At 63.8% G+C, this 24,637-nt stretch carries 24 protein-coding genes; 4 read left to right on the top strand and 20 right to left on the bottom strand.

What is annotated here, in order from left to right; all coding sequences use genetic code 11:
• Positions 1-22: 22 nt before the first annotated feature.
• From astD to EBS11_RS18875, 5 genes are all read right to left on the bottom strand, one after another.
• A complete protein-coding gene (gene astD / locus EBS11_RS18895; RefSeq protein WP_290605284.1) occupies positions 23-1,513 on the bottom strand; it encodes a succinylglutamate-semialdehyde dehydrogenase in 1,491 nt (496 codons plus the stop codon).
• A complete protein-coding gene (gene astA / locus EBS11_RS18890) occupies positions 1,506-2,558 on the bottom strand; it encodes an arginine N-succinyltransferase (protein WP_290605282.1) in 1,053 nt (350 codons plus the stop codon). Before astA ends, astD begins: the two co-directional genes overlap by 8 nt.
• 13 nt (positions 2,559-2,571) lie before the next feature.
• On the bottom strand, positions 2,572-3,603 hold the full coding sequence (locus tag EBS11_RS18885) for an arginine N-succinyltransferase (RefSeq protein WP_290605280.1): 1,032 nt from the start codon (positions 3,601-3,603) through the stop codon (positions 2,572-2,574).
• Positions 3,604-3,697: 94 nt separating this feature from the next.
• Positions 3,698-4,939, bottom strand: coding sequence for an acetylornithine/succinylornithine family transaminase (gene astC / locus EBS11_RS18880; RefSeq protein WP_290605278.1), 1,242 nt, complete (start codon positions 4,937-4,939; stop codon positions 3,698-3,700).
• Positions 4,940-5,079: 140 nt separating this feature from the next.
• Positions 5,080-6,024 carry a helix-turn-helix domain-containing protein gene (locus EBS11_RS18875; RefSeq protein ID WP_290605276.1) on the bottom strand — a complete coding sequence of 315 codons (945 nt, stop codon included), beginning with the start codon at positions 6,022-6,024 and terminating at the stop codon, positions 5,080-5,082.
• Positions 6,025-6,155: 131 nt separating this feature from the next.
• Here EBS11_RS18875 and EBS11_RS18870 point away from each other — a divergent pair, with 131 nt between their 5' ends.
• The 3 genes from EBS11_RS18870 to EBS11_RS18860 all read left to right on the top strand — a co-directional run bounded on the left by EBS11_RS18870 (position 6,156) and on the right by EBS11_RS18860 (position 8,065).
• Positions 6,156-6,590, top strand: coding sequence for a MarR family transcriptional regulator (locus tag EBS11_RS18870; RefSeq protein ID WP_290605273.1), 435 nt, complete (start codon positions 6,156-6,158; stop codon positions 6,588-6,590).
• Positions 6,591-6,638: 48 nt separating this feature from the next.
• The gene (locus EBS11_RS18865) at positions 6,639-6,923 is read left to right on the top strand and encodes a hypothetical protein (protein ID WP_215403557.1); all 285 of its coding nucleotides are present in this window, start codon (positions 6,639-6,641) and stop codon (positions 6,921-6,923) included.
• A gap of 293 nt (positions 6,924-7,216) precedes the next feature.
• Positions 7,217-8,065 (top strand): HDOD domain-containing protein, encoded by an 849-nt coding sequence (locus EBS11_RS18860; protein ID WP_290605270.1) that lies wholly within the window; start codon positions 7,217-7,219, stop codon positions 8,063-8,065.
• Here the strand turns inward: EBS11_RS18860 and EBS11_RS18855 are convergent.
• From EBS11_RS18855 to queA, 9 genes are all read right to left on the bottom strand, one after another.
• On the bottom strand, positions 8,062-8,226 hold the full coding sequence (locus tag EBS11_RS18855) for a hypothetical protein (protein ID WP_290605268.1): 165 nt from the start codon (positions 8,224-8,226) through the stop codon (positions 8,062-8,064). The genes EBS11_RS18860 and EBS11_RS18855 overlap by 4 nt on opposite strands.
• A 199-nt stretch (positions 8,227-8,425) precedes the next feature.
• Complete coding sequence (locus EBS11_RS18850) at positions 8,426-9,052, bottom strand: glutathione S-transferase family protein (RefSeq protein WP_290605266.1); 627 nt, start codon at positions 9,050-9,052, stop codon at positions 8,426-8,428.
• Positions 9,053-9,126: 74 nt separating this feature from the next.
• Positions 9,127-9,828, bottom strand: coding sequence for a YafY family protein (locus EBS11_RS18845; RefSeq protein ID WP_290605264.1), 702 nt, complete (start codon positions 9,826-9,828; stop codon positions 9,127-9,129).
• Positions 9,825-10,574, bottom strand: coding sequence for a hypothetical protein (locus EBS11_RS18840; RefSeq protein WP_290605263.1), 750 nt, complete (start codon positions 10,572-10,574; stop codon positions 9,825-9,827). The genes EBS11_RS18845 and EBS11_RS18840 overlap by 4 nt, the downstream gene beginning before the upstream one ends.
• A 73-nt stretch (positions 10,575-10,647) precedes the next feature.
• Positions 10,648-11,670, bottom strand: coding sequence for a protein translocase subunit SecF (gene secF / locus EBS11_RS18835; protein WP_290605261.1), 1,023 nt, complete (start codon positions 11,668-11,670; stop codon positions 10,648-10,650).
• A 90-nt stretch (positions 11,671-11,760) separates the two neighbouring features.
• Positions 11,761-13,626: a protein translocase subunit SecD gene (secD, locus tag EBS11_RS18830; RefSeq protein WP_290605259.1), complete on the bottom strand. Its 1,866-nt coding sequence runs from the start codon at positions 13,624-13,626 to the stop codon at positions 11,761-11,763.
• Positions 13,627-13,722: 96 nt separating this feature from the next.
• Positions 13,723-14,052, bottom strand: coding sequence for a preprotein translocase subunit YajC (gene yajC, locus EBS11_RS18825; protein ID WP_290605257.1), 330 nt, complete (start codon positions 14,050-14,052; stop codon positions 13,723-13,725).
• A 195-nt stretch (positions 14,053-14,247) separates the two neighbouring features.
• Entirely contained in the window at positions 14,248-15,387 is a 1,140-nt protein-coding gene (gene tgt, locus EBS11_RS18820; protein WP_290605255.1) for a tRNA guanosine(34) transglycosylase Tgt, read from the bottom strand.
• 2 nt (positions 15,388-15,389) lie between these two features.
• A complete protein-coding gene (queA, locus tag EBS11_RS18815; RefSeq protein WP_290605254.1) occupies positions 15,390-16,445 on the bottom strand; it encodes a tRNA preQ1(34) S-adenosylmethionine ribosyltransferase-isomerase QueA in 1,056 nt (351 codons plus the stop codon).
• Between the two features lie 197 nt (positions 16,446-16,642).
• Here queA and recG point away from each other — a divergent pair, with 197 nt between their 5' ends.
• Positions 16,643-18,745, top strand: a complete 2,103-nt coding sequence (recG, locus tag EBS11_RS18810; protein ID WP_290605252.1) for an ATP-dependent DNA helicase RecG — start codon at positions 16,643-16,645, stop codon at positions 18,743-18,745.
• 11 nt (positions 18,746-18,756) lie between these two features.
• Here recG and EBS11_RS18805 read toward each other — a convergent pair whose 3' ends face one another.
• The 6 genes from EBS11_RS18805 to EBS11_RS18780 form a co-directional block, all read right to left on the bottom strand.
• On the bottom strand, positions 18,757-18,882 hold the full coding sequence (locus EBS11_RS18805) for a hypothetical protein (RefSeq protein WP_290605250.1): 126 nt from the start codon (positions 18,880-18,882) through the stop codon (positions 18,757-18,759).
• Positions 18,882-20,096: an MFS transporter gene (locus tag EBS11_RS18800; RefSeq protein WP_290605248.1), complete on the bottom strand. Its 1,215-nt coding sequence runs from the start codon at positions 20,094-20,096 to the stop codon at positions 18,882-18,884. The genes EBS11_RS18805 and EBS11_RS18800 overlap by 1 nt, the downstream gene beginning before the upstream one ends.
• A gap of 8 nt (positions 20,097-20,104) precedes the next feature.
• Complete coding sequence (locus tag EBS11_RS18795; RefSeq protein ID WP_290605246.1) at positions 20,105-21,094, bottom strand: Gfo/Idh/MocA family oxidoreductase; 990 nt, start codon at positions 21,092-21,094, stop codon at positions 20,105-20,107.
• 41 nt (positions 21,095-21,135) lie between these two features.
• Positions 21,136-21,939 (bottom strand): DUF3025 domain-containing protein, encoded by an 804-nt coding sequence (locus EBS11_RS18790; protein ID WP_290605244.1) that lies wholly within the window; start codon positions 21,937-21,939, stop codon positions 21,136-21,138.
• A gap of 7 nt (positions 21,940-21,946) precedes the next feature.
• Entirely contained in the window at positions 21,947-23,011 is a 1,065-nt protein-coding gene (pyrC, locus tag EBS11_RS18785; RefSeq protein ID WP_290605242.1) for a dihydroorotase, read from the bottom strand.
• Between the two features lie 151 nt (positions 23,012-23,162).
• Positions 23,163-24,611 (bottom strand): amidohydrolase family protein, encoded by a 1,449-nt coding sequence (locus EBS11_RS18780; protein ID WP_290605240.1) that lies wholly within the window; start codon positions 24,609-24,611, stop codon positions 23,163-23,165.
• Between the last annotated feature and the right edge of the window lie 26 nt (positions 24,612-24,637).

Genomic DNA, 24,637 nt, shown 5'->3' with positions numbered 1-24,637 from the left:
GATTCCTTGATAAATCTAAAACTTAAAAATTCAGGCCGGGCGACAGCTTGGCCGGCATTTCCAACGCGCTGTTCTCGATCGAGGCGACCGGATAGGCGCAGTAGTCGGCTGCGTAATAGGCGCTCGGACGGTGGTTGCCCGACTTGCCGATGCCGCCGAACGGCGCCGTGCTGGCCGCGCCCGTGGTCGGACGGTTCCAGTTGATGATGCCGGCGCGCGCGCGCACCTGGAAGGTCTGCCACAGGGCCGGGTCGTCCGACAGCAGTGCCGCGGCCAGGCCGAATTCGGTGGCGTTGGCCACTTTCAGGGCCGTGGCGAAATCGGCCACGCGTATCACTTGCAGCAGGGGGCCGAACCATTCCTCGTCGGGGATGCCAACGGCATCGGTGACGTCGACGATGCCGGCCGTGACAAAGCCCGCCTCGGGATTCAACTGGCGCATCTGCAGCAGGGTGGTGCCGCCCTTGGCCACCATGTCCGCCTGCGCCTGCACCAGGCGCGCGGCCACGACGCTCGATACCACTGGCCCCATGAAGGGCTGCGGCTGCGCGTCGGAGGCACCGATGCCCAGTTTCGTCGCCACTTCCACCAGGCGCGCGACAAACGCGGCACCGGCTGCGTTGTCCTGCACTACCAGGCGGCGCGCGCAGGTGCAGCGCTGGCCGGCCGAGACAAAGGCGGAGAAGATGGCGTGATGCACGGCCGCATCCACGTCCTTGACATCCCACACGACGAGGGCATTGTTGCCGCCCATTTCCAGCGCCAGCATCTTGCCCGGCTGGCCGCCGAACTGGCGGTGCAGGCTGATGCCCGTCTGGCAGGAACCCGTAAACAGCACGCCGTCGAGGTGCGCATTGGCGCCCAGGGCCACGCCCGTGTCGCGCCCGCCGTTGACGAGGTTGACGACGCCGTCCGGCAAGCCCGCCTGCTGCCACAGCTGCACGGTCTTCACGGCCGTACGCGGCGCATATTCGCTGGGCTTGAAGACGATGGTGTTACCGGCAATCAGGGCCGGCACAATGTGGCCGTTCGGCAGGTGACCGGGGAAGTTATACGGGCCGAAGACGCCGAAGACGCCATGCGGATGGTGGCGCAGCACGGCGTCGCCATCGGCGATCTTGCTTTGCGTGATGCCCGTGCGCGCGTGATACGACTGCACCGAGATATCGATCTTGTTGGCCATGGTGGCCACTTCCGTGCGCGATTCCCACAAGGGTTTACCCACTTCTTCCGAGATCAGCAGCGCCAGCGCTTCCGCGTGTTCCTTCAGCAGTTCGCGAAAGCGCACGCAGATGGCGATGCGTTCGTCGACGGGGGTGTCGGCCCACGCTTCGAACGCTGCACGGGCGGCCTGGCAAGCCTCTTCGACCTGTGTTGGCGTCGCTTCCAGGCTGGCCCAGGTCTGCTTGCCGTTCGACGGGTCGATGGTGAGCAGTTCGCGGCCCGTGCCTGGCAGCCAGGCGCCGTTGATGAAGTTCGATGCTGCGGCAGATGAATTAAACACGTTAGACATGGGTATGCTTCCTCGGGTTGAGTGACAGCGTGCGCACGGTGTCGCCGTTGTGGCTACGCAGCAGATGCAGTTCAGCGTCATCGAGCGCGATCTTGCCGTTGTGCGGATTGGCGCTGGTGACGATCATGCGGAAATCTTTCAGGTCGGTGTTCGACACCAGGTAAGGCTCGGCCTGGACGGCATCGCCACAAGCGTCGGGAGCCGTCTCGGCATCGAGCACGGCCGGCATGCTGTCGCGCATGGCGCGCAGCTCGGAGACGCGCGCCTGCAGCACGGGGCCGGCGTCGAAAATGTCGACATAGCCTTCGAAGTGCAAGCCTTCCTGCTCCAGCAGGCGGCGCGCGGGCGCCGTGCTCAGATGCACCTTGCCGATGACTTCCTGCGCCTCGTCGGGCAGGTAGGCCACGTACATGGGCTGGCGCGGCATCAGTTCGGCGATGAAGGATTTTTTCCCCAGGCTCGTCAGGTCGTCGACGTGGTGGAAATCCATCTTGAAGAAGTGGCGGCCCAGGCCCTCGTAGAATGGCGAGCTGCCGTCCGGTGCCTGGTAGCCGCGCATTTCCGCGATCAGCTTTTCCGTAAACAGGTGCGGGAACTGGGCGATGAAGAGAAAACGGCTTTTCGACAGCAGCTTGCCGTTGTTGCCGCTGCGGTAGTCGGGGTGCAAGAACAGCGAGCACAGTTCCGTGCTGCCCGTCAGGTCGTTCGACAGGTACAGCGTCTCCATGCGCGTAAACACATCGAGCTCGCGGCTCGAGTGCACCAGCGTGCCGATGCGATAGTTATAGAACGGTTCGTCCAGGCCCACGGCGCCCTTGATGGCGCACACGCCGGCCAGGCGGCCCGTGTCGGTATCCTCCATGACGAACATGTAGTCGCGTTTTTCGGGCGGGATGGTTTCGGCGAACGAGGCGCAGGCGATGGCCAGGCGGTCGCCCAGCATCTTCATGTCCGGCTTGAGGGTGGTCATGCCCGTGCCGACCTGGCTGGCCAGGCCATACAGGGCATCGAGGTCATTGGCGTTGATGGCGCGTACTACTAGCATAAAATGGACTCCCTTAGATACGCACGCAAATGACGCTGTCGCCTTCGGCCACGGCCAGCGCCTCGAGCAGGTCGGCCGGCAAACCGACGCTGTCCTGCGCCTCGAGCGCATCGCAGGCGAAGGTCACGGCGCGGAAATTGCGCTCGGCGCCGGACGCGATCGCATAATTGACTTTCAGGCCAGTGCGGCTGGGCGTGACGCCGGCCACCACGCGGCGCGTGAGCGAGCCCGTAAACGAGCGCAGCGAGTTCTTGTGCGCCTGCAGGATCGGGCCGCCATCGAAGATATCGATGTAATCGTCCGCTTCAAAGCCTTCTTCCGTCAGCAGGTTGAAGGCCAGTTCACCGCTCGGGTGGATCTGGCCCATGGCCGCCTGCGCGTCGCCGGGCAGGAGCGGCACGTACACGGGGTAATGCGGCATCAGTTCGACGATCAGGGTGCGGTTGCGCGCACCGCCGATGACTTTTTCGGCGTCGAGGAAATCCATCTGGAAGAACTTGCGGCCCAGCGCATCCCAGAACGGCGACTGACCGTTGGCGTCCGTGATGCCGGCCAGCGGCACGAAGAAGCGGTCGCCGAAGCGGTGCGGCGCCAGCACGGCGAACAGCAGCCGCGCGCGCGACAGCAAAGCCGCTTCCAGGCCCGCCTGCTCCATGTTGCGCACATAGAAACCGGACAGCTGCGAGTACGCCGTCAGCTCGGAACACAGGGTCAGCGCATGCACGCTGTGACTGATGTTCAGGTCACGCGAAACTTGCTGGATGACGTCGTTGCGAAAGGAAAAATAGGTGCCGTTCGAGCCGGCCGAGGCGAAGATGGCGGCCGTACCAAAGATGCTCTTCTCGGGCAGGGATTCCAGCACGAACAGATACGACTCTTCGCTGGGGATGTCGACATGGGCGGCAAACGAGGCGATGGAGCGCTCGACGGAGGCGGCGATTTTCTCGCGCGTCTTCGGCAGGGTATGGACACCCGGCATGGTTACCGCGGCCAGCGCTTCGAGGGCTGCAATATCCGCAATTTCTACCGGACGGACAACATACATGGGTACTCCTTCAATGCTGACAATGCTGGGGTAGAACCAAGCCGGCCCGCAGCAAAGCGGCGGGCCGGTGATCAAACAGGGAGCGGGGCTAGCTTCAGGCTTTCAGCAAGCCGTCGATGGCCACGCGCAGCAAACGGCCCGCTTCGGCGATCTGCTCGTCCGAAACGATCAGGGCCGGCGCCAGGCGTACCACGTCCATGCCGGCGATCAGCACCATCAGGCCTTGCGCTTCGGCGGCCTTCTGGATGTCTTTCGCGCGGCCTTTGTAGGCATCGCTGACTACCAGGCCCAGCAGCAAACCGCTGCCGCGCACGGCGGAGAACACTTGCGGGTAATCCGTGATCAGGCCTTGCAGCATGGCGATGGTGTTGACGCTGGCTTCCTTCACGCGCGCCAGGAAGGCTGGCGTATTGATCGTTTCCAGCACGGTCAGCGCGACGGTGGCGGCCAGCGGGTTGCCGCCGTAGGTGGTGCCGTGGGTGCCGACGGCCAGGGTCTGCGCCAGCGCGTCGGTGGTCAGCATGGCGCCGATCGGGTAGCCATTGCCCAGGGCCTTGGCGGCCGTCAGGATGTCCGGCGTGACGCCATAGCCCATGTACGCGAACAACGCGCCAGTGCGGCCCATGCCGCACTGGACTTCGTCGAAAATCAACAGGGCGCCGGTCTTGTCGCACAGGGCGCGCAGTTCCTTGAGGAATTCCGGATTGCCTGGCACGACGCCGCCTTCGCCTTGCACCGGCTCGACGATCACGGCGCACACGTCATCGCCGATGGCGGCGCGCGCCGCTTCGATGTCGTTGTAGGCGATGTGGTCGATCGATGGCGGCAGCGGCTCGAAGCCTTCCGTGTACTTGGCCTGGCCGCCGACGGACACCGTAAACAGGGTGCGGCCGTGGAAGGAGCTGAAGCACGAGATGATGCGCGACTTGTGCGCGCCAAACTTGGTGTGGGCGTACTTGCGCGCCAGTTTCAAGGCCGCTTCATTGGCTTCCGCACCCGAGTTGCAGAAGAAGGCGCGGTCGGCGAAGGTCGCTTCCGTCAGGGCCAGCGCCAGGCGCAGCACGGGTTCGTTGGTGTAGCCGTTGCCCAAATGCCACAAGCTGTTGATTTGCTTGGTCAGCACGTCGACCAGGGCCGGATGGCAGTGACCCAGGCTGTTGACGGCGATGCCGGAGGTGAAATCGAGGTAATGCTTGCCGGACTGGTCCCACAGATCCAGGCCGGCACCGCGCACGGGTACCATGGCAGCGGGAGCGTAGGTAGGAACCAGGACCTGGTCAAAGGTTTCCCGGCTGACTGGGCGAGCGGTTACGGTCGAATCAAGCTTGGCATTCATAGCATTTCCCCATCAATATGTTAGGTACTCCGCAGCTACGACAGCTACGTGTGTACAGCATTATAAAAAGCGGGATGCTAAAACTCTTTTGAATCTGCGACAAGGATTTTCACAATTCATCACAGCCGGGCTTGCCTGGATCAAGCTGGGGGCATGAGCTTTCTTTGGCGCTCTTCCCGGGGCGTATTGCCAAACAGGGTGCCAAACGCCGTGGAAAAGTGCGAACCGGAGGAAAAACCGCACATCAGGCCTACTTGCACGATGGAATAATGTGTATCAAGCAATAGTTGCCGGGAGCGTTGCAAGCGCAGCTCCAGGTAATAGCGCGACGGCAGGCTGCCCAGGTATTGCTTGAACAGCCGCTCCAGCTGGCGCCGCGACAGGCCCACCAGGCTGGCGATATCGTCGGTCGACAGGGGTTCCTCGATATTGGCTTCCATCAAGGTCACCGCTTCGGACAGTTTCGGCTGCAGCACGCCGAAACGCGCCTGCAGGGCCACCCGCTGGCGCTCTTCCTTGCCGCGCACCTTGTCCACGCACAGCGCTTCCTTGACGAGTGCCTGCACGTCGGCGCCGAACACGGTCTCGATCAGGGTCAATGAAAAATCGATGCTGGCCGCGCCGCCGCAGCAGGTGATGTGCGGACCGTCGATGTCGAACAGGTGCGGCGTCAGGATGGCCCGTTCGGCCTTCGCTTCCGCGTCCGCATACAGGGCCCAGGGCAAGGCGATGCGCACGCCGTCCATGACGCCCGCGCCGGCCAGCCACAGCACGGCCGCACCCACGCCGCCCCAGAACGGCGCCGATCGGCAGCGCTCGATCACCGCGCGGCACAGCTCGGCACGCAGCGGCGCTTCCGTCTCATCGGCCACCAGCAGCGCGATATGCCAGTTGCCGCCCTGCGCGGCCACTTGCTCGGGCGTACGCACGTCCAGCTGGAATGCTTCCGGCCCCAGCGCGCGGGCGCACAGCCGCAAGGGCTGCACCAGGCCGGCCCAGGTGATCGACTCGGCATCGCCGGCATGCACCAGCAGCAGGCGCAAGGGTTTGTCGAGGCCGATACGGGAAAGATTAGCGAAAGACATCGGCGGGGCAGGATGGGAGCAAGGGCTGAGTTGCCCACATGATACCGGAGTTCCGCCCCATCGCAGCCCTCATGCAATAACGCGGCTGCGGTGGCGGAAAAAAGCGGGGCAGAAGGATATAATCACACCCCATGGGTGAACGATATTTAAAAAGTATCCGGCTGCTGGCCGAATGCATGCAGGGCTTCGAGCGGTTTTCTAGCGACTTCGTGCGCCAGTACGGCTTGACGCATGCGCAATTCGACATCATTGCCACACTCGGCAATACCTGCGGCATGTCCTACAAGGAGCTGGGCCAGAAAACCCTGATCACCAAGGGCACGTTGACGGGCGTGGTGGACCGCCTGGAACAAAAGGGGCTGGTGATACGGGAACGTTGTCCACGCGACAAGCGCTCCTACTACGTGCGCCTGAGCGACGCGGGTGAACAACTGTTCCAGGACGTGTTCCCCAAACTGACCAGGCAAGGCCAGCACCTGTTTGCCGCATATACGGACGACGACTTCAGTCGCCTGGAAACGACCCTGACGGGCCTGAAACAGGCTATTGCTAACGGTCACAGCTGACATTTCATCAAGCACAGACTCAGATTCAAACAAGACAAAGGAAACAAGTTGAAAACCTCATTGCTCGAAGGCAAAAAGCCCGCTCATTTCGATAAACACATCATCGGCAACCTGTTGCTCAATGCCAGCACGCCGGAACTGGTGCGCCAGGAAAAGCTGATCATCGGCGTGCGCAATGAAGACGGTGAAATCTACCGCCTGATCGGTGCTACCAAGCACAACAGTTTCATGAACGCCGTCGAGGAACTCTTCGACCTGGGCCTGACGGATGAGCTGGAAGACAGCGACGAACTGGTCGAAGGCTGCGACGCCATCTTCAGCGAAGCTCTGTAGTCGCGCTAGACAGGACCGGCTGCGCGGTGGGCCTTGCGGCCGGCGCTGCTCACCGGCTCGGCGCCCCGTACTGAAGTACGGTTGCGCTTCTCGGCCACACATCCCATCCGCTCGCGATGGTCCCGTCCAGCGCCGTGACGACCATTGTCGTTAAAAAAAGGCATGCCACCGATCGATATAGGGGCGTGCCTTTTTCCGTTTACGGGGCAGTTGCTTGCCTTTTGCTTGACTGTTTGCGAAAAGATCACGGTTAAAAAGTTCCGTACGGAAATATTGCGAGTATAATTTTTTCAATGAACAGACTCGACGCCTTTAAAAGTATCGCTGCACTTGCCGGTCGCGGCGAGCTGACTTTCCCTGCCAATGTGGACGCTTCGCTCAAGCTGCAGCAGGCGCTGGCCGATCCCGACTGCCATATCGAGGCGGCCGCCAAGCTGGTGCAGGCCGACCCGCTGCTGGCGGCGCGCACGGTGGCCATCGCCAATTCGGTGGCCTTCAACCGTTCCGGCAACGAAATCACCAGCGTGCGCAATGCCGTGCAGCGCCTCGGCGTGCGCACCCTGCAGTCCGTGGTGGCGTCGCTGATCGTGCGCCAGCTGGGCAGCACCATCACCGATCCCTTGCTGCAAGCCAAGGCCAACCAGCTGTGGGAACATACGGCCCACGTGGCGGCGCTGGCGCAGGTCATTGCGCGCCGCGTGACGAAGGTCGACCCCGATACGGCCCTGTTCGCGGGCATCATGCATGAGGTGGGCGGCTTTTACATGCTGTCGCGCGCAGCCGAGTTTCCCGGCATCCTGGACGGCGAACCGCAGGACTGGGTCGAACATGGCGAACAAGCCATCGGCCATGGCGTATTGACCAAGCTCAAGGTGCCGGAAGCCGTGATGCACGCCATCGCATCCCTGTGGGAAGGCTTGCGCGCCATCCCGCCCGAATCGCTGGGCGACACCCTGCTACTGGCGAACGACCTGGCGCCCGTGGCCTCCCCCCTGAATGAAAGCCCGGCGGCCATCGCCGTACGCGCCGCCCGCGCCGCGCGCAGCATCGACTGCGTCATCGGCGAGAGCGCTACCCTGTCGAGCATCCTGGAAGAATCGGACGATGAAGTGCAGTCGCTGCTGAAGGTGCTGGTGCACTAAGGCAATATCTTCTTGGCAATTTCTGGCGGCGGCGCCGGCTTGACCGTCTCGACGATCAGCACGTGCTTGTCCACGGCCTTGCTCGACTGCTCCTGCCTGACGACTTGCATGGCGACGGCACGGGTACTCAACAGCGGTTTCGGATGGCGTGGCGTGAACATGGCATACCTGCTTGAGAATGGTGTGCGCCCCACTTGCATGGCACTTGCCAAATTTTCAAGTGCCTTACCAAGCGCCAGACAAAAAAAACCCGCTCGAAAGCGGGTAAAGTCCAAAGCTAGGGATGTCCTGAAAGAGACAGCCCTATCTTATGCGTACCGCGGCACCGGCTCCGTGCGTTGACACACTTAGCAGCCATATTTATACGACAGCCAGTTCCACTTCCGTTTCCTGCCACGCACGCAACTGCCGCACGCGGGCAAACCAGGCCTGGATATGGGCATACTGCGCCAGCGGCAGCCGCACCGCCTCGCTGTACATCAGCGGCGCGGCCACGGCGAAATCGGCCAGGCTCAGGGTATTGCCACAGAGCCAGTCGCGCTGCGCCAGATGCGCATCGAGCACCACGGCGCATGCATGCAGTTCGTGCTCGCCGCGCGCCTCTTCCAGCGGGTCCGCCGGACCGCCACCCGTCATGCCCTTCCACGCCCGTTCCCAGGCCAGCACGGCAACGGCAGGAGAGAAATGCTGCGCCGCCCAGAACAGCCAGCGGTTGACGTCGGCGCGGGCCTGCGGCGCCGCCGGGTACAGCGTCTGGCCCGGCACCTGTTCGGCCAGGTATTGCATGATGGCGCACGATTCCCACAGCAGAAAACCGCCATCGGCCAGCACGGGCAGCTTGCCATTCGGATTCAGTTCGCCCAGGCGGCGGCGGTCATCGGCATTCATCAGGTCGACTTCGGCCAGCTCCAAAGGCAGGCCGAGGTGGATCGCCGTCATCAGGGCGCGGCGGGCATTCGAGGACATGGGGTAATGGTACAGGCGCATGGTGGAAAACTCCGGTGAGTGAAGAAGCCACCATCGTAGTCGCCGTCACTGACAGTTTTTGTCAGGAGAAAAAACTAGGATTCCGGGTCGATATCGTGCATGTTGCGCCAGGTGGCGAGCAGGACATGGCGGCGCGTGGCATAGCGCTCCGCATGCTGCTGCACGCTGGCGATGCGGTCGATGCGGAAATGGCGGTAGTCGCCGCGCAGTTCGCACCAGGCGGCCAGCAGGCGCTTGCCCTCGAAAAACGCCAGGGCGAAGGGCCATACCGTGCGCAAGGTGGCGCTGCCGTGTTCGTCCTGGTAGCCCAGCGTCAGTTTCTGCTCGTAGCGGATCGCCTCGCGCACCGGCTGCACGTAGCGGTCGGCCGGCTGCGTGCCATCGGCGGGACGGCCCAGCGGCACCCACAGGCTGGTCTCGGCCATGCTGTCGCGCAGGTCGCGCGGCGAAGCGGTGGCGATCTTTGCCAGCGCCGCTTCGGCTGCCTGCGCCAGGCCCGCATCGCCCTGGCGGCGCACCCAGCGCGCACCCAGCACCAACGCCTCCAGTTCATCGGGACCGAACATCAGCGGCGGTAAAAAGCTGCCACGGCGCAACACGTAGCCGACGCCAGCCTCGCCCTGCAACGGTGCGCCCAGCTCGGCCAGGGTCTGGATATCGCGGTAGATCGTGCGCTCGGATACGCCCAGCTGCTGCGCCAGCTGGGCGGCCGTGACGGGCACCCTCTTCGCGCGCATCGCGTCCATCAGCAGGAACAGGCGGCCGCTGCGGCTCATGGGCAGCCCGGCAAGGCCTGGTCGCCCATGACGAGCGCCGACAGGGCGGGCACGTACAGGTAGCCAGCGGGCTGCAGGCGCGCCGCGCGCGTGCCCTCGTCCACACCGGCAATGCCGTAGCAGCGCTGCAGGCGTGTCGCGGCCGGCCACCAGAAGACGGCCGCCTCCTGGTCCGGGAAGCGCCGGCGCGCGCCATCGGCCTGCGCTGCCACCTGCCGGAAGTCGCGGTAGAACGTGGGCGCGATGCCCAGATCCGAGGCAAAGGCCGCTTCCAGCGCCGCCACGCTTGCCAGCTGCGCCGCCAGCGCCACCGTTTCGCCGTCCAGGTCTTCGGCCGCCACGCCCGCGTCGACCAGGGTGCGCCACATCTGCTCCGGGTCCGCCTGCGCGCGCAGGAAGGCCGAGGCCTGCAGCGCCAGCACGGCATCGGCGGGGATGTGCTTGCGGCGCGCGGAGGGGAAGACGTACAGGGCGCAGTTGCCCGCGCACACGGTGTCGACGGCCAGATCCCACTGCTGCTGGCGCAGGTAGCGCCCCAGCAGCATCGCCGCCTGCGGTTCGCCGCCTTCGCTATTCACGCGCAGCATGGTGGTCGCCGGCGTGGCCAGCTGGCGCAGCTTGTCCACGTCGCCTTCGGCGATCGCGCCGCGCAGGGCGAGGCTGCCGGCGTCCACGCGGCTGACATCGGCCGCGGCCGCCAGCGTGCCGAGGCCTGCCATGATGCCCATCAAGATAAAACGCTTCATCTTCATCCGTTACAAAAAAAAACGACCACCGCGAGGGTGATCGTTCTTCCATTCGTCATGCAACAGGCGGCGCTTACACCACGGCGCCGTCGGTTTCGTCTTTTTCCTTGACCGGCTTGATCAAGTCTTCGCGCTTGACGCCCAGCCACATGGCGATCGATGCCGCCACGAACACGGACGAGTAAATGCCGAAGCAGATACCGATGGTCAGCGCCAGGGCAAAGTGATGCAGGGTCTGGCCGCCGAAGATCAGCATCGACAGCACCATCATCTGGGTCGAGCCGTGGGTGATGATGGTACGCGAAATGGTGCTGGTGATCGCGCTGTCGATCACTTCATGCACGCTCGCCTTGCGCTGCTTGCGGAAATTTTCGCGGATACGGTCAAAGATCACCACCGATTCGTTGACCGAGTAGCCCAGCACCGCCAGGATCGCCGCCAGCACCGTCAACGAGAATTCCCACTGGAAGAAGGCGAAGAAGCCCAGGATGATCACCACGTCATGCAAGTTGGCGATAATCGCCGAAACGGCGTATTTCCATTCGAAGCGCACGGCCAGGTAAGCCATCACGCCCAAGATCACCATCACCAGCGCGTTCAAGCCGTTCTGCGTCAGTTCGTCGCCCACCTGCGGGCCGACGAATTCGACTTTCTGCAAGACCACCGCCTCATTACCGGCAGCGTCCATGCACGCGTTCTTGAGCACGTGCTCGCCCTTGTCGGTAACGGTATCGATGCCCTTGGTCGTGCCCTGCTCGGCCTTGCACAGCGCGTCAAACACGCGCTGCGAGGTGTTCGCGGCAGTCACGCCCTTTTCCACCGGCAGGCGGATCATCACGTCGCGCGCCGTGTCGAAGCTGGTCACGCCCGGCTCTTCATAGCCCATGGCGATCAGGGTGCCGCGTATGCCTTCAAGGTTGGCCGCTTTCGGGTATTTGACCTCCATCAGGGTGCCGCCCTTGAATTCCACGGACAGGTGCAAGCCCTTGTGGAACAGGAAGAAGACGGCGGCAAGGAAGGTCACGGCCGAAATGACGTTGAAAATCAACGCATGGCGCATGAAGGGAATATCTTTTTTGATCCGGAAAAATTCCATGAAATCCTCTGAGTTCTATTCTGTGCGTCCGGCGGCTGTGCCACCGGACGCTATCGCTGTTGACGCTGTTAGGTAGGGCTGGACCGTCGCTTATTTGCTCGTGCCCGGCACCCACACCGTGCCGATCGACAAGGTCGTCAGTTTTTTCTTGCGGCCATACCAGAGGTTGACCACGCCGCGCGAGACGAAGACGGAGGAGAACATCGAGGTCAGGATGCCCAGGCAATGCACGACGGCAAAGCCGCGCACGGGACCGCTGCCAAAGGCCAGCAGCGCCAGGCCGACGATCAGGGTGGTCACGTTCGAGTCGAGAATCGTGGCCCAGGCGCGGTCGAAACCGGCGGCGATGGCCGCCTGTGGCGTATTGCCTGCACGCAGCTCTTCGCGGATACGTTCGTTGATCAGCACGTTGGCGTCAATCGCCATGCCCAGCGCCAGCGCGATAGCGGCGATACCTGGCAGTGTCAGCGTGACCTGGATCATCGACAGCAAGGCGATCAGCAACAGCAGGTTGGAGGCCAGTGCCAGAACGCTGAAGGCGCCGAACAGCATGTAGTAGGCGATCATGAAGATGGCGATGGCGATGAAGCCATACAGGGTCGAGTGGAAGCCCTTGGCGATGTTTTCCGCGCCCAGTTGCGGTCCGATCGTGCGTTCCTCGATGACGGTCATCGGTGCCGACAGGGCACCCGAGCGCAGCAGCAGCGCCAGTTCGGTGGCGTTTTCCGCGCCGCCCATGCCCGTGATCTGGAAGCGCGAACCGAGTTCCTGCTGGATGGTGGCGACCGACAGCACTTCCGGCTTGCCCTTTTCAAACAGCACGATGGCCATGCGCTTGCCCACGCGGTCGCGCGTCGCTTCGCGCATCTTGCGTCCGCCGTCGCCGTTCAGGTCGATCGATACGGCCGCTTGCTGGTTCTGGTCGAAGCTGGCCGTGGCGCTGGAGATATAGTCGCCTGTCAGGATCACGTCTTTCGCCAGCACGACAGGGACGCCCTTGCCGACGGTGAACAGTTCCGAATTGAACGGGATGGCGCTCGACAGTTCCGTGCCCGGCACGATGGTTTCATCGACCAGGCGCACTTCCAGGGTCGCCGTGCGGCCGATGATGGCTTTCGCGCGGGCCACGTCCTGCACGCCAGGCAGTTGCACCACGATGCGGTCAGGGCCTTGCTGCTGGATCAGCGGCTCGGCCACGCCCAGCTCGTTGACCCGCTTGGACAGGGTGGAGATATTCTGTTTCACGCCTTCATCGATGGTGGCTTTCAGGGCCGCCGGTTTCAGCGTGATGTTGAGTTTCAAATCGCTGCCTTCACCCGCATCGGCAAAGGCCAGTTCCGACATCTGGTCGGACAGCACCGTCTTGGCCTTCAGGCGCGTTTCCGCGTCGCGGAAGTTGATCTGCACACTGTCGCCCACGCGCTCGATGCCGGCGTGGCGGATATTCTTGTCGCGCAGCACGCTACGCGCGGCGGACTGGACACCCTGGATTTTCTTGTTGAGTACGGCTTTCGCATCGACTTGCATCAGGAAGTGCACGCCACCGCGCAAGTCCAGGCCCAGATACATGGGCAAGGCATGCAATTTTTGCATCCACATCGGGGTGTTGGCTTGCAGGTTGACCGTCACGATGTACGCGGGGTCGCTCGGATCCGCATTCAAATCCTTTTCCAGCGCCAGTTTTGCCTTGAACTGGGTATCGGGATCGGCGAAACGCACGCGCACGGAGGCGAGATTGCCGGAGCCATCCATGGTGACACCTTCCGACTTGACGTTCTCTTTCGTCAATATTTGATCGACTTGCGTCATCAGCTCGCTCGTCACTTTGACGGTCGACTTGCCGCTGGTTACTTGCAGCGCCGGTGATTCACCGAAATAATTGGGCGCCGTATAGAGTGCGCCCAGCAATAAGGCGACGACGATGATGATGTATTTCCAGGCAGGATAGCGATTCATATTGATTCAGCGTTCAGTGTTGAGCGTCGGAGGCGTCGCGAGGGGCGGCGGATAACCGCCCCGGTCAGTCGCCACATGCGTGGCGACGGCGAGGAATTACAGCGCCTTCAGGGTGCCTTTAGGCAGCAGGGTGGTGATGGAGCTCTTTTGCACCGTGATTTCGGTGCCGCTGGCCACTTCGATGGTGACGTAAGCGTCCACTACCTTGACAACACGGCCCAGCATGCCGCCGGCGGTGACGACTTCGTCACCCTTGGTCAGCGCATCCATCATCGCCCGTTGTTCTTTGGCGCGTTTTTGCTGTGGGCGGATCATCAGGAAATACATGACCACAAACATCAATACCAGCGGCAGGAAGCTGGTCAGGTTGCCGCCGAGGCCGAGGGCATCGGCCGGTTGCGCGTAAGCGTTGGAAATGAAAAACACGGTGACTCCAGTTCTAATCAGTTTGAAAAAACAGCGCTGTATTCTAGCATTGGCAAAAGGCCATCCCCCGAATTGCAGGCATGGCAGCTCCAAATGGGGCTAAAAAAGCATTATGCAATGCTTTATCGCCCCGTCCAAGCACCAATCTCGAAAACATCGGTTCACGGCTTCGCGGCCCGTAAACCTAAGCATTTCTTAAGTTCCCCGTGCCCGTTCCGCGTGGAACTGCAGGGTGAACGCGTGGAAACGGTCTTCGTCGAGCGCTACACGCATCTGACGCATCAGGTCCAGGTAGTAATGCAGGTTGTGGATGGTGTTCAGGCGCGCGCCGAGGATTTCCTTGGAACGGTGCAGATGGTGCAGGTAAGCACGCGAGAAGTTGCGGCAGGCGTAGCAGCTGCACGTCTCGTCCAGCGGCGCCTGGTCTTCCTTGTACTTGGCGTTCTTGATCTTGATGTCGCCAAAACGGGTAAACAGCCAGCCATTGCGGGCATTGCGCGTCGGCATGACGCAGTCGAACATGTCGATGCCGTTCGATACGCCCGCCACCAGGTCTTCCGGCGTGCCCACGCCCATCAGGTAATGGGGCTTGTTGGCCGGCAGGCGCGGACCCACGTGGGCCAGCATGCGCATCATGTCTTCCTTCGGCTCGCCGACGGACAGGCCGCCGATGGCGATGCCGGGGAAGTCGATCTCTTCCAGCTTGGCCAGCGACTCGTCGCGCAGCATTTCGAACATGCCGCCCTGCACGATGCCGAACAGCGCATTCGGATTCTCGCCGCGGTGGAACTCGTCCTTCGAGCGCTGCGCCCAGCGCAGCGACATGCGCATGGACTTGGCCGCTTCCTCGATGGTGGCAGGACGGCCCTGGATCTCATACGGCGTGCATTCGTCGAACTGCATGACGATGTCGGAATTAAGCACGCGCTGCACCTGCATCGATACTTCCGGCGACAGGAACAGCTTATCGCCGTTGATGGGCGAATTGAAATGCACGCCCTCTTCCGTGATCTTGCGCATGGCGCCCAGCGAAAACACCTGGAAACCGCCCGAATCCGTCAGGATCGGCTTGTTCCAGCCCATGAAACCATGCAAGCCGCCGAATTTCTCCATGACGTTGTTGCCTGGACGCAACCACAAATGAAACGTGTTGCCCAGGATGATCTGTGCGTCGATCTCGTTGAGTTCCAGCGGCGACATGGCTTTCACGGAGCCGTAAGTGCCCACTGGCATGAAGATCGGCGTCTGCACGACGCCATGGTTGAGTTTCAAGGTGCCGCGGCGCGCCTTGGTCAGGCCGCTCGTGTCGGTCTTGAGGAGGGTAAATTCCAGCATTCTTATTCTTTCACGGGAGTATCAAGATTCAGCGGAGCGCGCGACTGCGTGGTGAGCAGCATCGCATCGCCATAGCTGAAGAAACGGTAGTTCTGCGCGATCGCATGCGCATAGGCGCTGCGGATCGGCTCATAGCCGGCAAAGGCCGACACCAGCATCAGCAGGGTCGATTTCGGCAAATGGAAGTTGGTGATCAGGCGCGTCACCGTCTTGAAGGCATAGCCGGGCGTGATGAACAGGGCCGTATCGGCGCTGCCCGCCACCAGCCGGCCGCTTTGCGAGGCCGATTCCAGCGCGCGCAGGCTGGTCGTGCCGACGGCCACCACGTCACGTCCGGCCTGCTGCGCGGCGCGCACGGCGTCCACCGTTTCCTGCGGCATGGTGTACCACTCGGTATGCATCTTGTGCTCGGACAGCACTTCCGTGCGCACGGGCTGGAAGGTGCCGGCACCCACGTGCAGGGTCACATAGGCGAAGTTGACGCCCTTGGCCTTTAATTGGTCGAGCAGGGCCTGGTCGAAATGCAGGCCTGCCGTCGGCGCGGCCACGGCGCCGGGCACCTTGTTGAACACGGTCTGGTAGCGCGTTTCGTCAAATTCGTCCGCATCATGCTCGATGTAGGGCGGCAGCGGCAGGCGGCCATGCGCCTCGATCAGCTCGAACACGTCGGCGTCGAAGTGCAGGGTGAAGAATTCGCCGGCGCGCTGGCCCACCGTCACGTCGAAGGCGTCGGCCAGACGGATGCGGCAGCCGGGCGGCGGCGACTTCGACGCGCGCACCTGGGCCAGCACGGTGCGCTCGTCCAGGACACGCTCGACGAGCGCCTCGATCTTGCCGCCGCTTTCCTTGACGCCAAAGAAGCGCGCCTTCAGCACGCGCGTGTCGTTCATCACCAGCAGGTCGCCCGCCTGCAGCAGCCCGACGATGTCGGCGAACTGGCGGTCGACGAGGGCGTTGCCGTCCAGGTGCAACAGGCGCGAGGCGCTGCGCTCGGCCAGCGGAGTTTGCGCAATGTTTTCTTGCGGCAAATTAAAATCGAAATCGGAAAGCGAATACATGCGTTTTGCTTCAAAAGTACGTCAAAAATGATTAGGAGTGCGCAACTGGACTTCTGGCACTATACTGTGCGCCTATACAGGCATTACAATAATCCGCCGCAACAATACGACTGCGGTACGCACGGGGTGTGCCGGACAACCCTCTATTTTACGCTAGCGGCATAAAAACCTGCGCCAATGGCACCAAAACCTTGCATATGCCCGATCCTAAGCCCGATCTTCCACCCGCTCCCAAGCCTGCCGCGAAGCCGAAAGCCGTCAAAAAGGCGGTCAGCACGGAAAGCCGGCTGGCCAAGCTGGGCCTGCGCTCGGACATGGACCTGGTGCTGCACCTGCCAATGCGCTACGAAGACGAAACCAAGGTCTACACCATCCGCGATGCCTGCATGCGGGGTGGCGAGTCGTGGCAGGTCGAGGGCATCGTCACCAAGTGCGAAGTCAATTTCAAGCCGCGCAAGCAGCTGCTGGTGACGATCGCCGATGAAACGGGCAATTTGCTCCTGCGTTTCATGAATTTCTACGGCAGCCAGGTCAAGCAGCTGGCCGAAGGCACGCGCGTGCGCGCGCGCGCCGAGCTGAAACACGGCTTTTTCGGCGCCGAGATGGTGCACCCGACGTACAAGGTCGTCAACGAGGGCGCGCCGCTGCCCACGGCGCTGACGCCCGTGTATCCATCGGGCGAAGGCCTGTCGCAGCACGTGCTGCGGCGCGAGATCGCCGACGCCATGCGCCGCATCGACTGGCAGGACACCTTGCCCGAGCAGCTGCTGCGCGAGATGCAGCTGTCGCCCTTCCGCGCCGCCGTGCACCTGCTGCACTATCCGCCGCAGGACATCGATGAAAGCGCGCTGACGGACCGCTCGCACCCGGCCTGGGTGCGCATGAAGTTCGATGAACTGCTGGCGCAGCAGCTGTCGCTGAAACGCGCCCAGCGCGCGCGCCGCTCGAAAGGCGCCGCCTCCCTGCCCATCGTCGGTACTCTCTCGGAAGCCTTCGGCGCCGCCCTGCCCTTCAAGCTGACGGGCGCGCAGGCGCGCGTGCTCGAGGAGATCCGCGCCGACCTGCGCCAGCCGTATCCCATGCAGCGCCTGCTGCAGGGCGACGTCGGCAGCGGCAAGACGGTGGTCGCCGCCCTGTCCGCCACGCAGGCCATCGACAGCGGCTACCAGGCCGCGCTGATGGCCCCCACGGAAATCCTGGCCGAGCAGCACTTTCGCAAGATCGCCGCCTGGATGGAACCGCTGGGCGTGAAGGTGGCTTGGCTGACGGGCAGCCTGAAGAAAAAGGAAAAGACGGCGGCGCTGGCCCTGATCGAATCGGGCGAGGCGCAGCTGGTGATCGGCACGCATGCGCTGATCCAGGATAACGTGCTGTTTGCCAAACTGGGCCTGGTGATCGTCGACGAGCAGCACCGCTTCGGCGTGGGCCAGCGCCTGACCCTGCGCAACAAGGGTGACAGCGCAGCCGTGCCGCACCAGCTGATGATGTCGGCCACGCCGATCCCGCGTACCCTGGCCATGACGTATTACGCCGACCTGGAAGTGTCGGTGATCGACGAGCTGCCGCCCGGGCGCAGTCCCATCGTCACGCGCGCCATCGACCAGAACCGGCGCGACGAAGTCATCGCCCGCGTGTATGCGGCCGCGCTGGAAGGCCGGCAGGTGTACTGGGTTTGCCCGCTGATCGAGGAATCGGAAGCGCTGCAGCTGCAGACGGCCACCGACACCTACATGATGCTGGCCGAAGCCCTGCCCGCGCTGCAGGTGGGCCTGGTGCACGGCCGCCTGAAGCCGGCGGAAAAGCAGGAAGTGATGGATGCCTTCATCGCCGGGCAAATCCACGTGCTGGTGGCCACCACCGTCATCGAGGTGGGCGTGGACGTGCCGAATGCCTCGCTGATGGTGATCGAGCACGCCGAGCGCTTCGGCTTGTCGCAGCTGCACCAGCTGCGCGGGCGCGTGGGGCGCGGCTCGGCGGCCAGCGTCTGCCTGCTGCTGTACCAGGGCCCGCTGGGCGGCGTGGCGCGCCAGCGCCTGATGACCATGCGCGAAACGACGGACGGTTTTGAAATTGCCCGCCGCGACCTGGAAATCCGCGGCCCGGGCGAATTCCTTGGCGCGCGCCAGTCCGGCCAGGCCATGCTGCGCTTCGCCGACCTGGAAACGGACCAGTGGCTGGTGGACCAGGCCCGCGACGTGGCGCACGACCTGCTGCACGCCACCACGGCCGCCGCCGCGGCCACCGTGGAAGCGCATCTGGCGCGCTGGCTCGGTGGCAAAGAGGAATTCCTGAAAGTGTAAAGCCCGGCGCCCTACATGCACATCCAGAAGCGGTTCGCCAGGTCCAGCATGAAGTCGGGCCGCAGATAGGCCAGGAAGACGAGGGCCAGCAGCGCGGCGCCAGCCAGGCGCCAGAGCCACGTGCGCCAGCTGCCCATTACGCGGCCACCGCCGTGCGCTTGACGGCACGCTCGTCGATGGGCAGGTTGATCAGCGCGGCCAGCAGGCCCAGGCCGATGGTGATCAGCCACACGACGTGGTACGTGCCCTGGTGTTCGTACAGGTAGCCGCCCAGCCACGCGCCCAGAAAACTGCCCACCTGGTGCGAGAAGAACACCATCCCGGCCAGCATCGACAAGTGCTTCACGCCGAAGATGCCGGCGATGATGCCGTTCGTCAGTGGCACCGTCGACAGCCACAGCACGCCCATGCCGGCGGCGAACAGGTACACCGACCATGCCGACAAGGGCGCCAGCAGGAACAGCGTGATGACCACCGCGCGCGCCACGTAGATGGCAGACAGCAGGTGGCGCTTGGCGATCTTGCCACCGAGCTTGCCCGCGTAGTAGGAGCCGACGATGTTGAACAGGCCGATCAGGGCCAGCGCCGTGACGGCGATGTTCGGATTCATCAAGCCCTGGTCCTTCAGGTAGGCGGGCAAATGCACGCCGATGAAGACCAGCTGGAAGCCGCAGACGAAATACCCTGCCAGCAGCAGCCAGAACGACCGGTTGCCGACGGCTTCGCTGAAGGCGGCGCCCACGCTCTGCTGCGGGCCGCCGGCATGCGAGACAGGCGGCTCGCGCAGATAAAACGCCATCGGGATCATGGCCAGCAGCACCAGCGCGGCCAGCACATAGAAGGCGTTTTGCCAGCCCACAGCGGAAATCAATTGCTGCTCCACCGGCATCATCAGGAACTGGCCGAACGAGCCGGCCGCCGAGGAAATGCCGAAGGCCCACGAACGCTGCTCGGGCGGCGCGCTTCGGCCGATGATGCCGCTGATGGCGCCAAAGGCCGTGCAGGCCAGCGCCAGGCCGATGAAGATGCCCGACCCGACGATGAACAGGGTCGGCTGCGTCACCAGCGCCATCCACACGAGGCCCGCCATGTAGCTGATGGCGCCGATGATGACGACGCGCATGGTGCCGAAGCGGTCGGCAGCCATGCCGGCAAACGGTCCGAAGACGCCCCACATCAGGTTTTGCATGGCCAGCGCCAGCGAATAGGTTTCGCGCGTCCAGCCATTGGCTTGCGAAATGGGCTGCATCCAGAAGCCCAGGCCATGACGCACGCCCATCGCCAGGGTCAGCACGACGCCGCTGGCGATGAGGACGGTCTTCAGGCTGGGACGCGATGAGTGCAATGTCATGGGAGTTCTCATGCCTTGTCGGCGCTGTACACCAGGCCAATCTGGCCGCGCATGGTGTCGAGATTCGTCATCAGCGCCACGCTGTCCGCGTGCGGCATGAGGTGGCTTTCCAGCAGGCCGGCGCGGATGCAGCGCATCGCTTCGATCGCTTCGTGCGCGTAGCCATTGCCCAGGTAAGGCGCGGACACGACGCGGCGCTCGCCATCCATGGGTTCGATGACCAGGTGATCGGGCCTGTAAAAACGGTTGGGCAGGCGGATGCGCCCCAGGCTGCCGGAAATGGTCATTTCCGTGGGCGTCAGCGCGCGCAGGCTGCAGGCGCAGGACGAGGTGCCGCCGCCCGCATGGCGCAGCGAGAACACCACCTGCTCATCGACGCCGGTGGCGCCCATCTCGGCCAGCGCCTGCACCTGCGCCACGGGGCCGAGGAAGAAGGCGGCCATCGACAGCGGATAGATGCCCACGTCGAGCAGCGCGCCGCCGCCGAGTTCCGCATTGAACATGCGGTGCTCGGGCGGGAAATTGGCGACGAAGCCGATATCGGCCTGCACCTGCTGCAGCACGCCGATTTCACCGCTGGCGATGATGCGCCGCGCTTCCTGCACGGCGGGCAGGAAACGGCTCCACATGGCTTCCATCAGGAACAGCTTTTTCTCGCGCGCCAGGTCGACCACGGCCTGCGCCTGTCGCGCGTTCATCGTGAACGGCTTTTCGCAGACGACGTGCTTGCCGGCGGCCAAACACATCAGGGCATTTTCCGCATGCAGGGTGTGCGGCGTGGCGATGTAGATGACGTCCACGCCAGCATCATCGGCCAGCGCCTGGTAGGAGCCATGGCAACGCGCGATGCCGAATTCGGCGCCGAATGCCTGCGCGCCGGCGGCGCTGCGCGAAGCGACCGCGACCAGTTGCGCACCTGGCGCGTCGCGCAGGCCTTCGGCCATCGCGCGGGCGATCTTGCCAGTGCCGAGGATACCCCAGCGAATTACCTTATCCATGCCTGTCTCTCTCGTTCTCTCAGGCCGCTGCGCGGCATTGTTTAATTTGACGGCTTGCGTTTCGGCCGGAACACCGCCGCATCATCATAAAAATCGTCATCCTGACCCTCGCACCAGCCGGGCAAGCCGAGTACCGGCAATGGCGTGAAGTCCGCCGTGGTAAGGCCTTGCTGCGCCAGGTCCTGCGCCACGCGCGCGTCCAGCCAGGAGCGTCTGGCGACATCGTCCAGGGTGAAATAGGCGTCGCCGGCAAAGATCACGCGCGTGTGCGCCGTGATGGCCTTGCGCGGCGCCACCAGTTTTTCCATCAGCGCGTGGCCGAACAGCCAGACTTCGGCATCGCCGCCGGCGGCAAATTTATCGCGCTGGGCGACAAAAACACTGCGCCAGTCGTGCCCGCGCAGCGCCGCTTCCAGCACCCGCCCCGCATCGCTGTCGCGCAGCACCAGCAGGGCGGAATTTTCGTCGAAAATCGTCGCGCCATCGCGCGCCGGCCCGCGCGACTTGCCCACGCCGGACAGGGCGATCTGCGCCGCCTGCAGCGCGTTCAGCTGCCGCTTGATAAGGGGAAAGGTCAGCCACACGAGCGCGTTGAAGAAATCGTGCAGATTGTCGCGCGTGGGCACGCCGCCGGTGGCGCCGATGAACTCTTCGTAGGCCACGCCTTCGGGCAGGTCCGCTTGCGGCACGAAGCACAGGGGCAGGCCGGACGGATTGCGCAAGTCCAGCGCCCGCGCCCGCCCGTTCAGGGCGGTAATCACCGTATCGCGCTGCAGATCCAGCTGCCGTCGCGCCGGCAGCACCGTGGCAAACCAGGGGCGGCTCCAGTCTATCGATGGCAGCATGGAGCGCTTACACCATTTTCCAGTTGATCTGCTCGCCCGCATTGAGCGGAATCACATGGCTGTCGCCCAGCGGCAGCGAGGCCGGCAGGGTCCAGCTTTCGCGGCGCAAGGTGATGGTGTCCGTATTGCGCGGCACGCCGTAGAAGGCCGGGCCGTGGAAGCTGGCAAACGCTTCCAGTTTATCCAGCGCGCCGGCCCGTTCGAACGCTTCCGCATACATTTCCATCGCGTGCAGGGCCGTGTAGCAACCCGCGCAGCCGCAGGCCATTTCCTTGGCGCCTTGCGCGTGCGGCGCCGAGTCCGTACCGAGGAAGAAGCGCTCGTCGCCGCTGGCGGCCGCCGTCATCAGCGCCAGGCGGTGTTCTTCTCGCTTGAGGATGGGCAGGCAGTAGTAATGTGGGCGGATGCCGCCCTTGAAAATCTCGTTGCGGTTGTACAGCAGGTGATGCGCCGTGATGGTGGCGGCGATCGGGCCTTCCGCTTCGGCCACATACTGCGCCGCGTCCTTGGTGGTGATGTGCTCGAACACGACGGACAGGGCCGGGAAGGCGCTGCGCAGCGGACGCATCACGCGCTCGATGAAGACGGCTTCGCGGTCGAAAATGTCGATTTCCGGATCCGTCACTTCGCCGTGCACGAGGAAGGGCATGCCCACTTCCTGCATCACTTCCAGGACCTTGTAGCAGTTCTTCAGGTCCGTCACACCCAGGTCGGAGTTTGTCGTGGCGCCGGCCGGATACAGTTTGACGGCCTGCACGATGCCGCTGTCCTGCGCGCGGCGGATTTCGTCGGGCGAGGTGTTGTTCGTCAGATACAGCACCATCAGCGGATCGAAGTTCACGCCCTCCGGCACGGCGGCCAGGATACGCTCGCGGTAGGCGGCGGCATCGACCGTGGTGGTGACGGGCGGTTTCAGGTTCGGCATGACGATGGCGCGGCCGAACTGGCGCGCGCTGTGCGGCAGCACGCTGGCCATGACGGCGCCATCGCGCAGGTGCAAATGCCAGTCGTCTGGACGGGTGATGGTGATGGAGGATGGAACGGCGGTCTGGGTGTGATCGAGTGTGGACATGGCGGCTGCTCTCAGGCGGTCATTGCGAATAGCGCCATTTTACCAGCCGCGGGGCGGTACCGCAGGCCGTCAGCACCTGCGCGCGCTGCCTGGCAAGCGGCAAAACGGCCGGTTCGCACCGGCCGTTTTCAGTGTCAGGACGACATGGGAATCACGACTTGGCCGGCGCCGCCTCTTCCTTTGCCACCCAGGCGCGGATATCGGCCAGCATCCGGTCCAGCGCGGCGCGGTCGTACACGTGGCCGCGGCTGACCACCAGGCGGATCTGGCGCGTGGCGCCGATATCCTGCAGCGGGTTCGCGTCGAGCACCAGCAGGTCGGCCGCCTTGCCGGCCGCCACGCTGCCGTAGCGATCCAGCTTGCCCAGGAAGCGGGGACCGTTGATCACGGCCGACTGCAAGGCTTGCTGCGGCGTCAAGCCGTATTGCACGTACAGGCCGATTTCATCGTGCAAGGCCTGGCCAGGATAGTCGAAGGAATTCAGGAATCCCGCATCCGTGCCGGCGATGATGCTCACGCCCTGCTGCTGCAGGATGGGCAGCAGCTTGGCCGACTGCTCGAACTGCGCGTGGCGCTGGGCGATCGCTTCCGGGCCATCCTTGGCGGCGCGCTGCACGCGCCAGTCGTAGGTGGCGCGCAAGCCCTTGCCGATGTATTGCAGGGCCGGGTCGTGGGTATGGTCTTCACGGTCCAGGTACGCCGTCACGCGCGAACCCCACAGGGTCGGCACGATGGCCGTGCCGCGCGCTGCCAGGTAGCTGAATGCCTTGCGCGCCGTCGGCTCGTCATAGCTTTGCAGGCTCTCGCGCATGGCTTCGCGGCCCGTCAGGGTACCGGCGGCCACCTTGGCCGTCAGTTCCTGTTCGCGCGGCGTGGTCGCGCGCAGCAAATACGATTGATGCTCGATCGTGCCCAGGCCCGCATCGGCCATCTGCTCCAGCGTCAACTGCACGGGAATATGACCCGAGGTGCGCATGCCCCGTTCGCGCGCCTGGCGCAAGGCTTCCAGGTACAGCTCCGGCTTCAGGGTGTTTTCCGTGATCTTCACGAAGTCCACCCGCTGCGCCTGCAGGCCGTCCAGCGCGCGCGTGACTTCCTGCGGCGTGCCCACTTCGATGGTGCCCTTCCACAGCGGCTTGATGCCTTCCAGCTTCGCGCCGGACGTGAAGATCGTCGGGCCTTCCAGCTGGCCCGCGTTGATCTGCTGGCGCCATGCCAGCACCGTGTCGGGCAAGTCGCCCGAGCAGTCGCGCACCGTGGTGATGCCATGCGCCAGGTACAGCGGCAGCAGCTGCTTGTTCTCGTCGATCAGCTCAGGGCCGCCGCCAAAATGCACGTGCGTGTCCCACAGGCCCGGCATCAGGTACTTGCCTGGCAGGCGGATGGTTTGCTTGGGCGCGTAGTCGCGCAGCTGCGCGTCATCGACGACGGCGACGATGCTGTCGCCCTTGAGCAGCACGGATTTCCCCGTGAGCGACTTGCCGCCGGCAACGTCAATCAGGGTGGCGTCGCGCAGGGCGATATCGACGGCGATCTTGTCGGCCGCGTGGGCCTGGGCCAGCAAGCCCAGAGCCAGCATCGCGCCGGCTATTTTTTTCATGACAGGCATTAGCACTCAACTTCAAA

The sequence above is a fragment of the Janthinobacterium sp. genome (genome assembly GCF_009923995.1).
In the GTDB taxonomy this organism is placed as follows: domain Bacteria; phylum Pseudomonadota; class Gammaproteobacteria; order Burkholderiales; family Burkholderiaceae_D; genus Janthinobacterium.
Note: the sequence above shows the minus strand (reverse complement) of the source record. Positions and strands in the feature narration are given on the sequence as shown.

Coding starts and splice junctions, on each gene's coding strand:
- astD (WP_290605284.1), bottom strand. CDS start 1,513: ATGTCTAACGTGTTTAATTCATCTGCCGCAGCATCGAACTTCATCAAC.
- astA (WP_290605282.1), bottom strand. CDS start 2,558: ATGCTAGTAGTACGCGCCATCAACGCCAATGACCTCGATGCCCTGTAT.
- EBS11_RS18885 (WP_290605280.1), bottom strand. CDS start 3,603: ATGTATGTTGTCCGTCCGGTAGAAATTGCGGATATTGCAGCCCTCGAA.
- astC (WP_290605278.1), bottom strand. CDS start 4,939: ATGAATGCCAAGCTTGATTCGACCGTAACCGCTCGCCCAGTCAGCCGG.
- EBS11_RS18875 (WP_290605276.1), bottom strand. CDS start 6,024: ATGTCTTTCGCTAATCTTTCCCGTATCGGCCTCGACAAACCCTTGCGC.
- EBS11_RS18870 (WP_290605273.1), top strand. CDS start 6,156: ATGGGTGAACGATATTTAAAAAGTATCCGGCTGCTGGCCGAATGCATG.
- EBS11_RS18860 (WP_290605270.1), top strand. CDS start 7,217: ATGAACAGACTCGACGCCTTTAAAAGTATCGCTGCACTTGCCGGTCGC.
- EBS11_RS18855 (WP_290605268.1), bottom strand. CDS start 8,226: ATGTTCACGCCACGCCATCCGAAACCGCTGTTGAGTACCCGTGCCGTC.
- EBS11_RS18850 (WP_290605266.1), bottom strand. CDS start 9,052: ATGCGCCTGTACCATTACCCCATGTCCTCGAATGCCCGCCGCGCCCTG.
- EBS11_RS18845 (WP_290605264.1), bottom strand. CDS start 9,828: ATGAGCCGCAGCGGCCGCCTGTTCCTGCTGATGGACGCGATGCGCGCG.
- EBS11_RS18840 (WP_290605263.1), bottom strand. CDS start 10,574: ATGAAGCGTTTTATCTTGATGGGCATCATGGCAGGCCTCGGCACGCTG.
- secF (WP_290605261.1), bottom strand. CDS start 11,670: ATGGAATTTTTCCGGATCAAAAAAGATATTCCCTTCATGCGCCATGCG.
- secD (WP_290605259.1), bottom strand. CDS start 13,626: ATGAATCGCTATCCTGCCTGGAAATACATCATCATCGTCGTCGCCTTA.
- tgt (WP_290605255.1), bottom strand. CDS start 15,387: ATGCTGGAATTTACCCTCCTCAAGACCGACACGAGCGGCCTGACCAAG.
- queA (WP_290605254.1), bottom strand. CDS start 16,445: ATGTATTCGCTTTCCGATTTCGATTTTAATTTGCCGCAAGAAAACATT.
- recG (WP_290605252.1), top strand. CDS start 16,643: ATGCCCGATCCTAAGCCCGATCTTCCACCCGCTCCCAAGCCTGCCGCG.
- EBS11_RS18805 (WP_290605250.1), bottom strand. CDS start 18,882: ATGGGCAGCTGGCGCACGTGGCTCTGGCGCCTGGCTGGCGCCGCGCTG.
- EBS11_RS18800 (WP_290605248.1), bottom strand. CDS start 20,096: ATGACATTGCACTCATCGCGTCCCAGCCTGAAGACCGTCCTCATCGCC.
- EBS11_RS18795 (WP_290605246.1), bottom strand. CDS start 21,094: ATGGATAAGGTAATTCGCTGGGGTATCCTCGGCACTGGCAAGATCGCC.
- EBS11_RS18790 (WP_290605244.1), bottom strand. CDS start 21,939: ATGCTGCCATCGATAGACTGGAGCCGCCCCTGGTTTGCCACGGTGCTG.
- pyrC (WP_290605242.1), bottom strand. CDS start 23,011: ATGTCCACACTCGATCACACCCAGACCGCCGTTCCATCCTCCATCACC.
- EBS11_RS18780 (WP_290605240.1), bottom strand. CDS start 24,611: ATGAAAAAAATAGCCGGCGCGATGCTGGCTCTGGGCTTGCTGGCCCAG.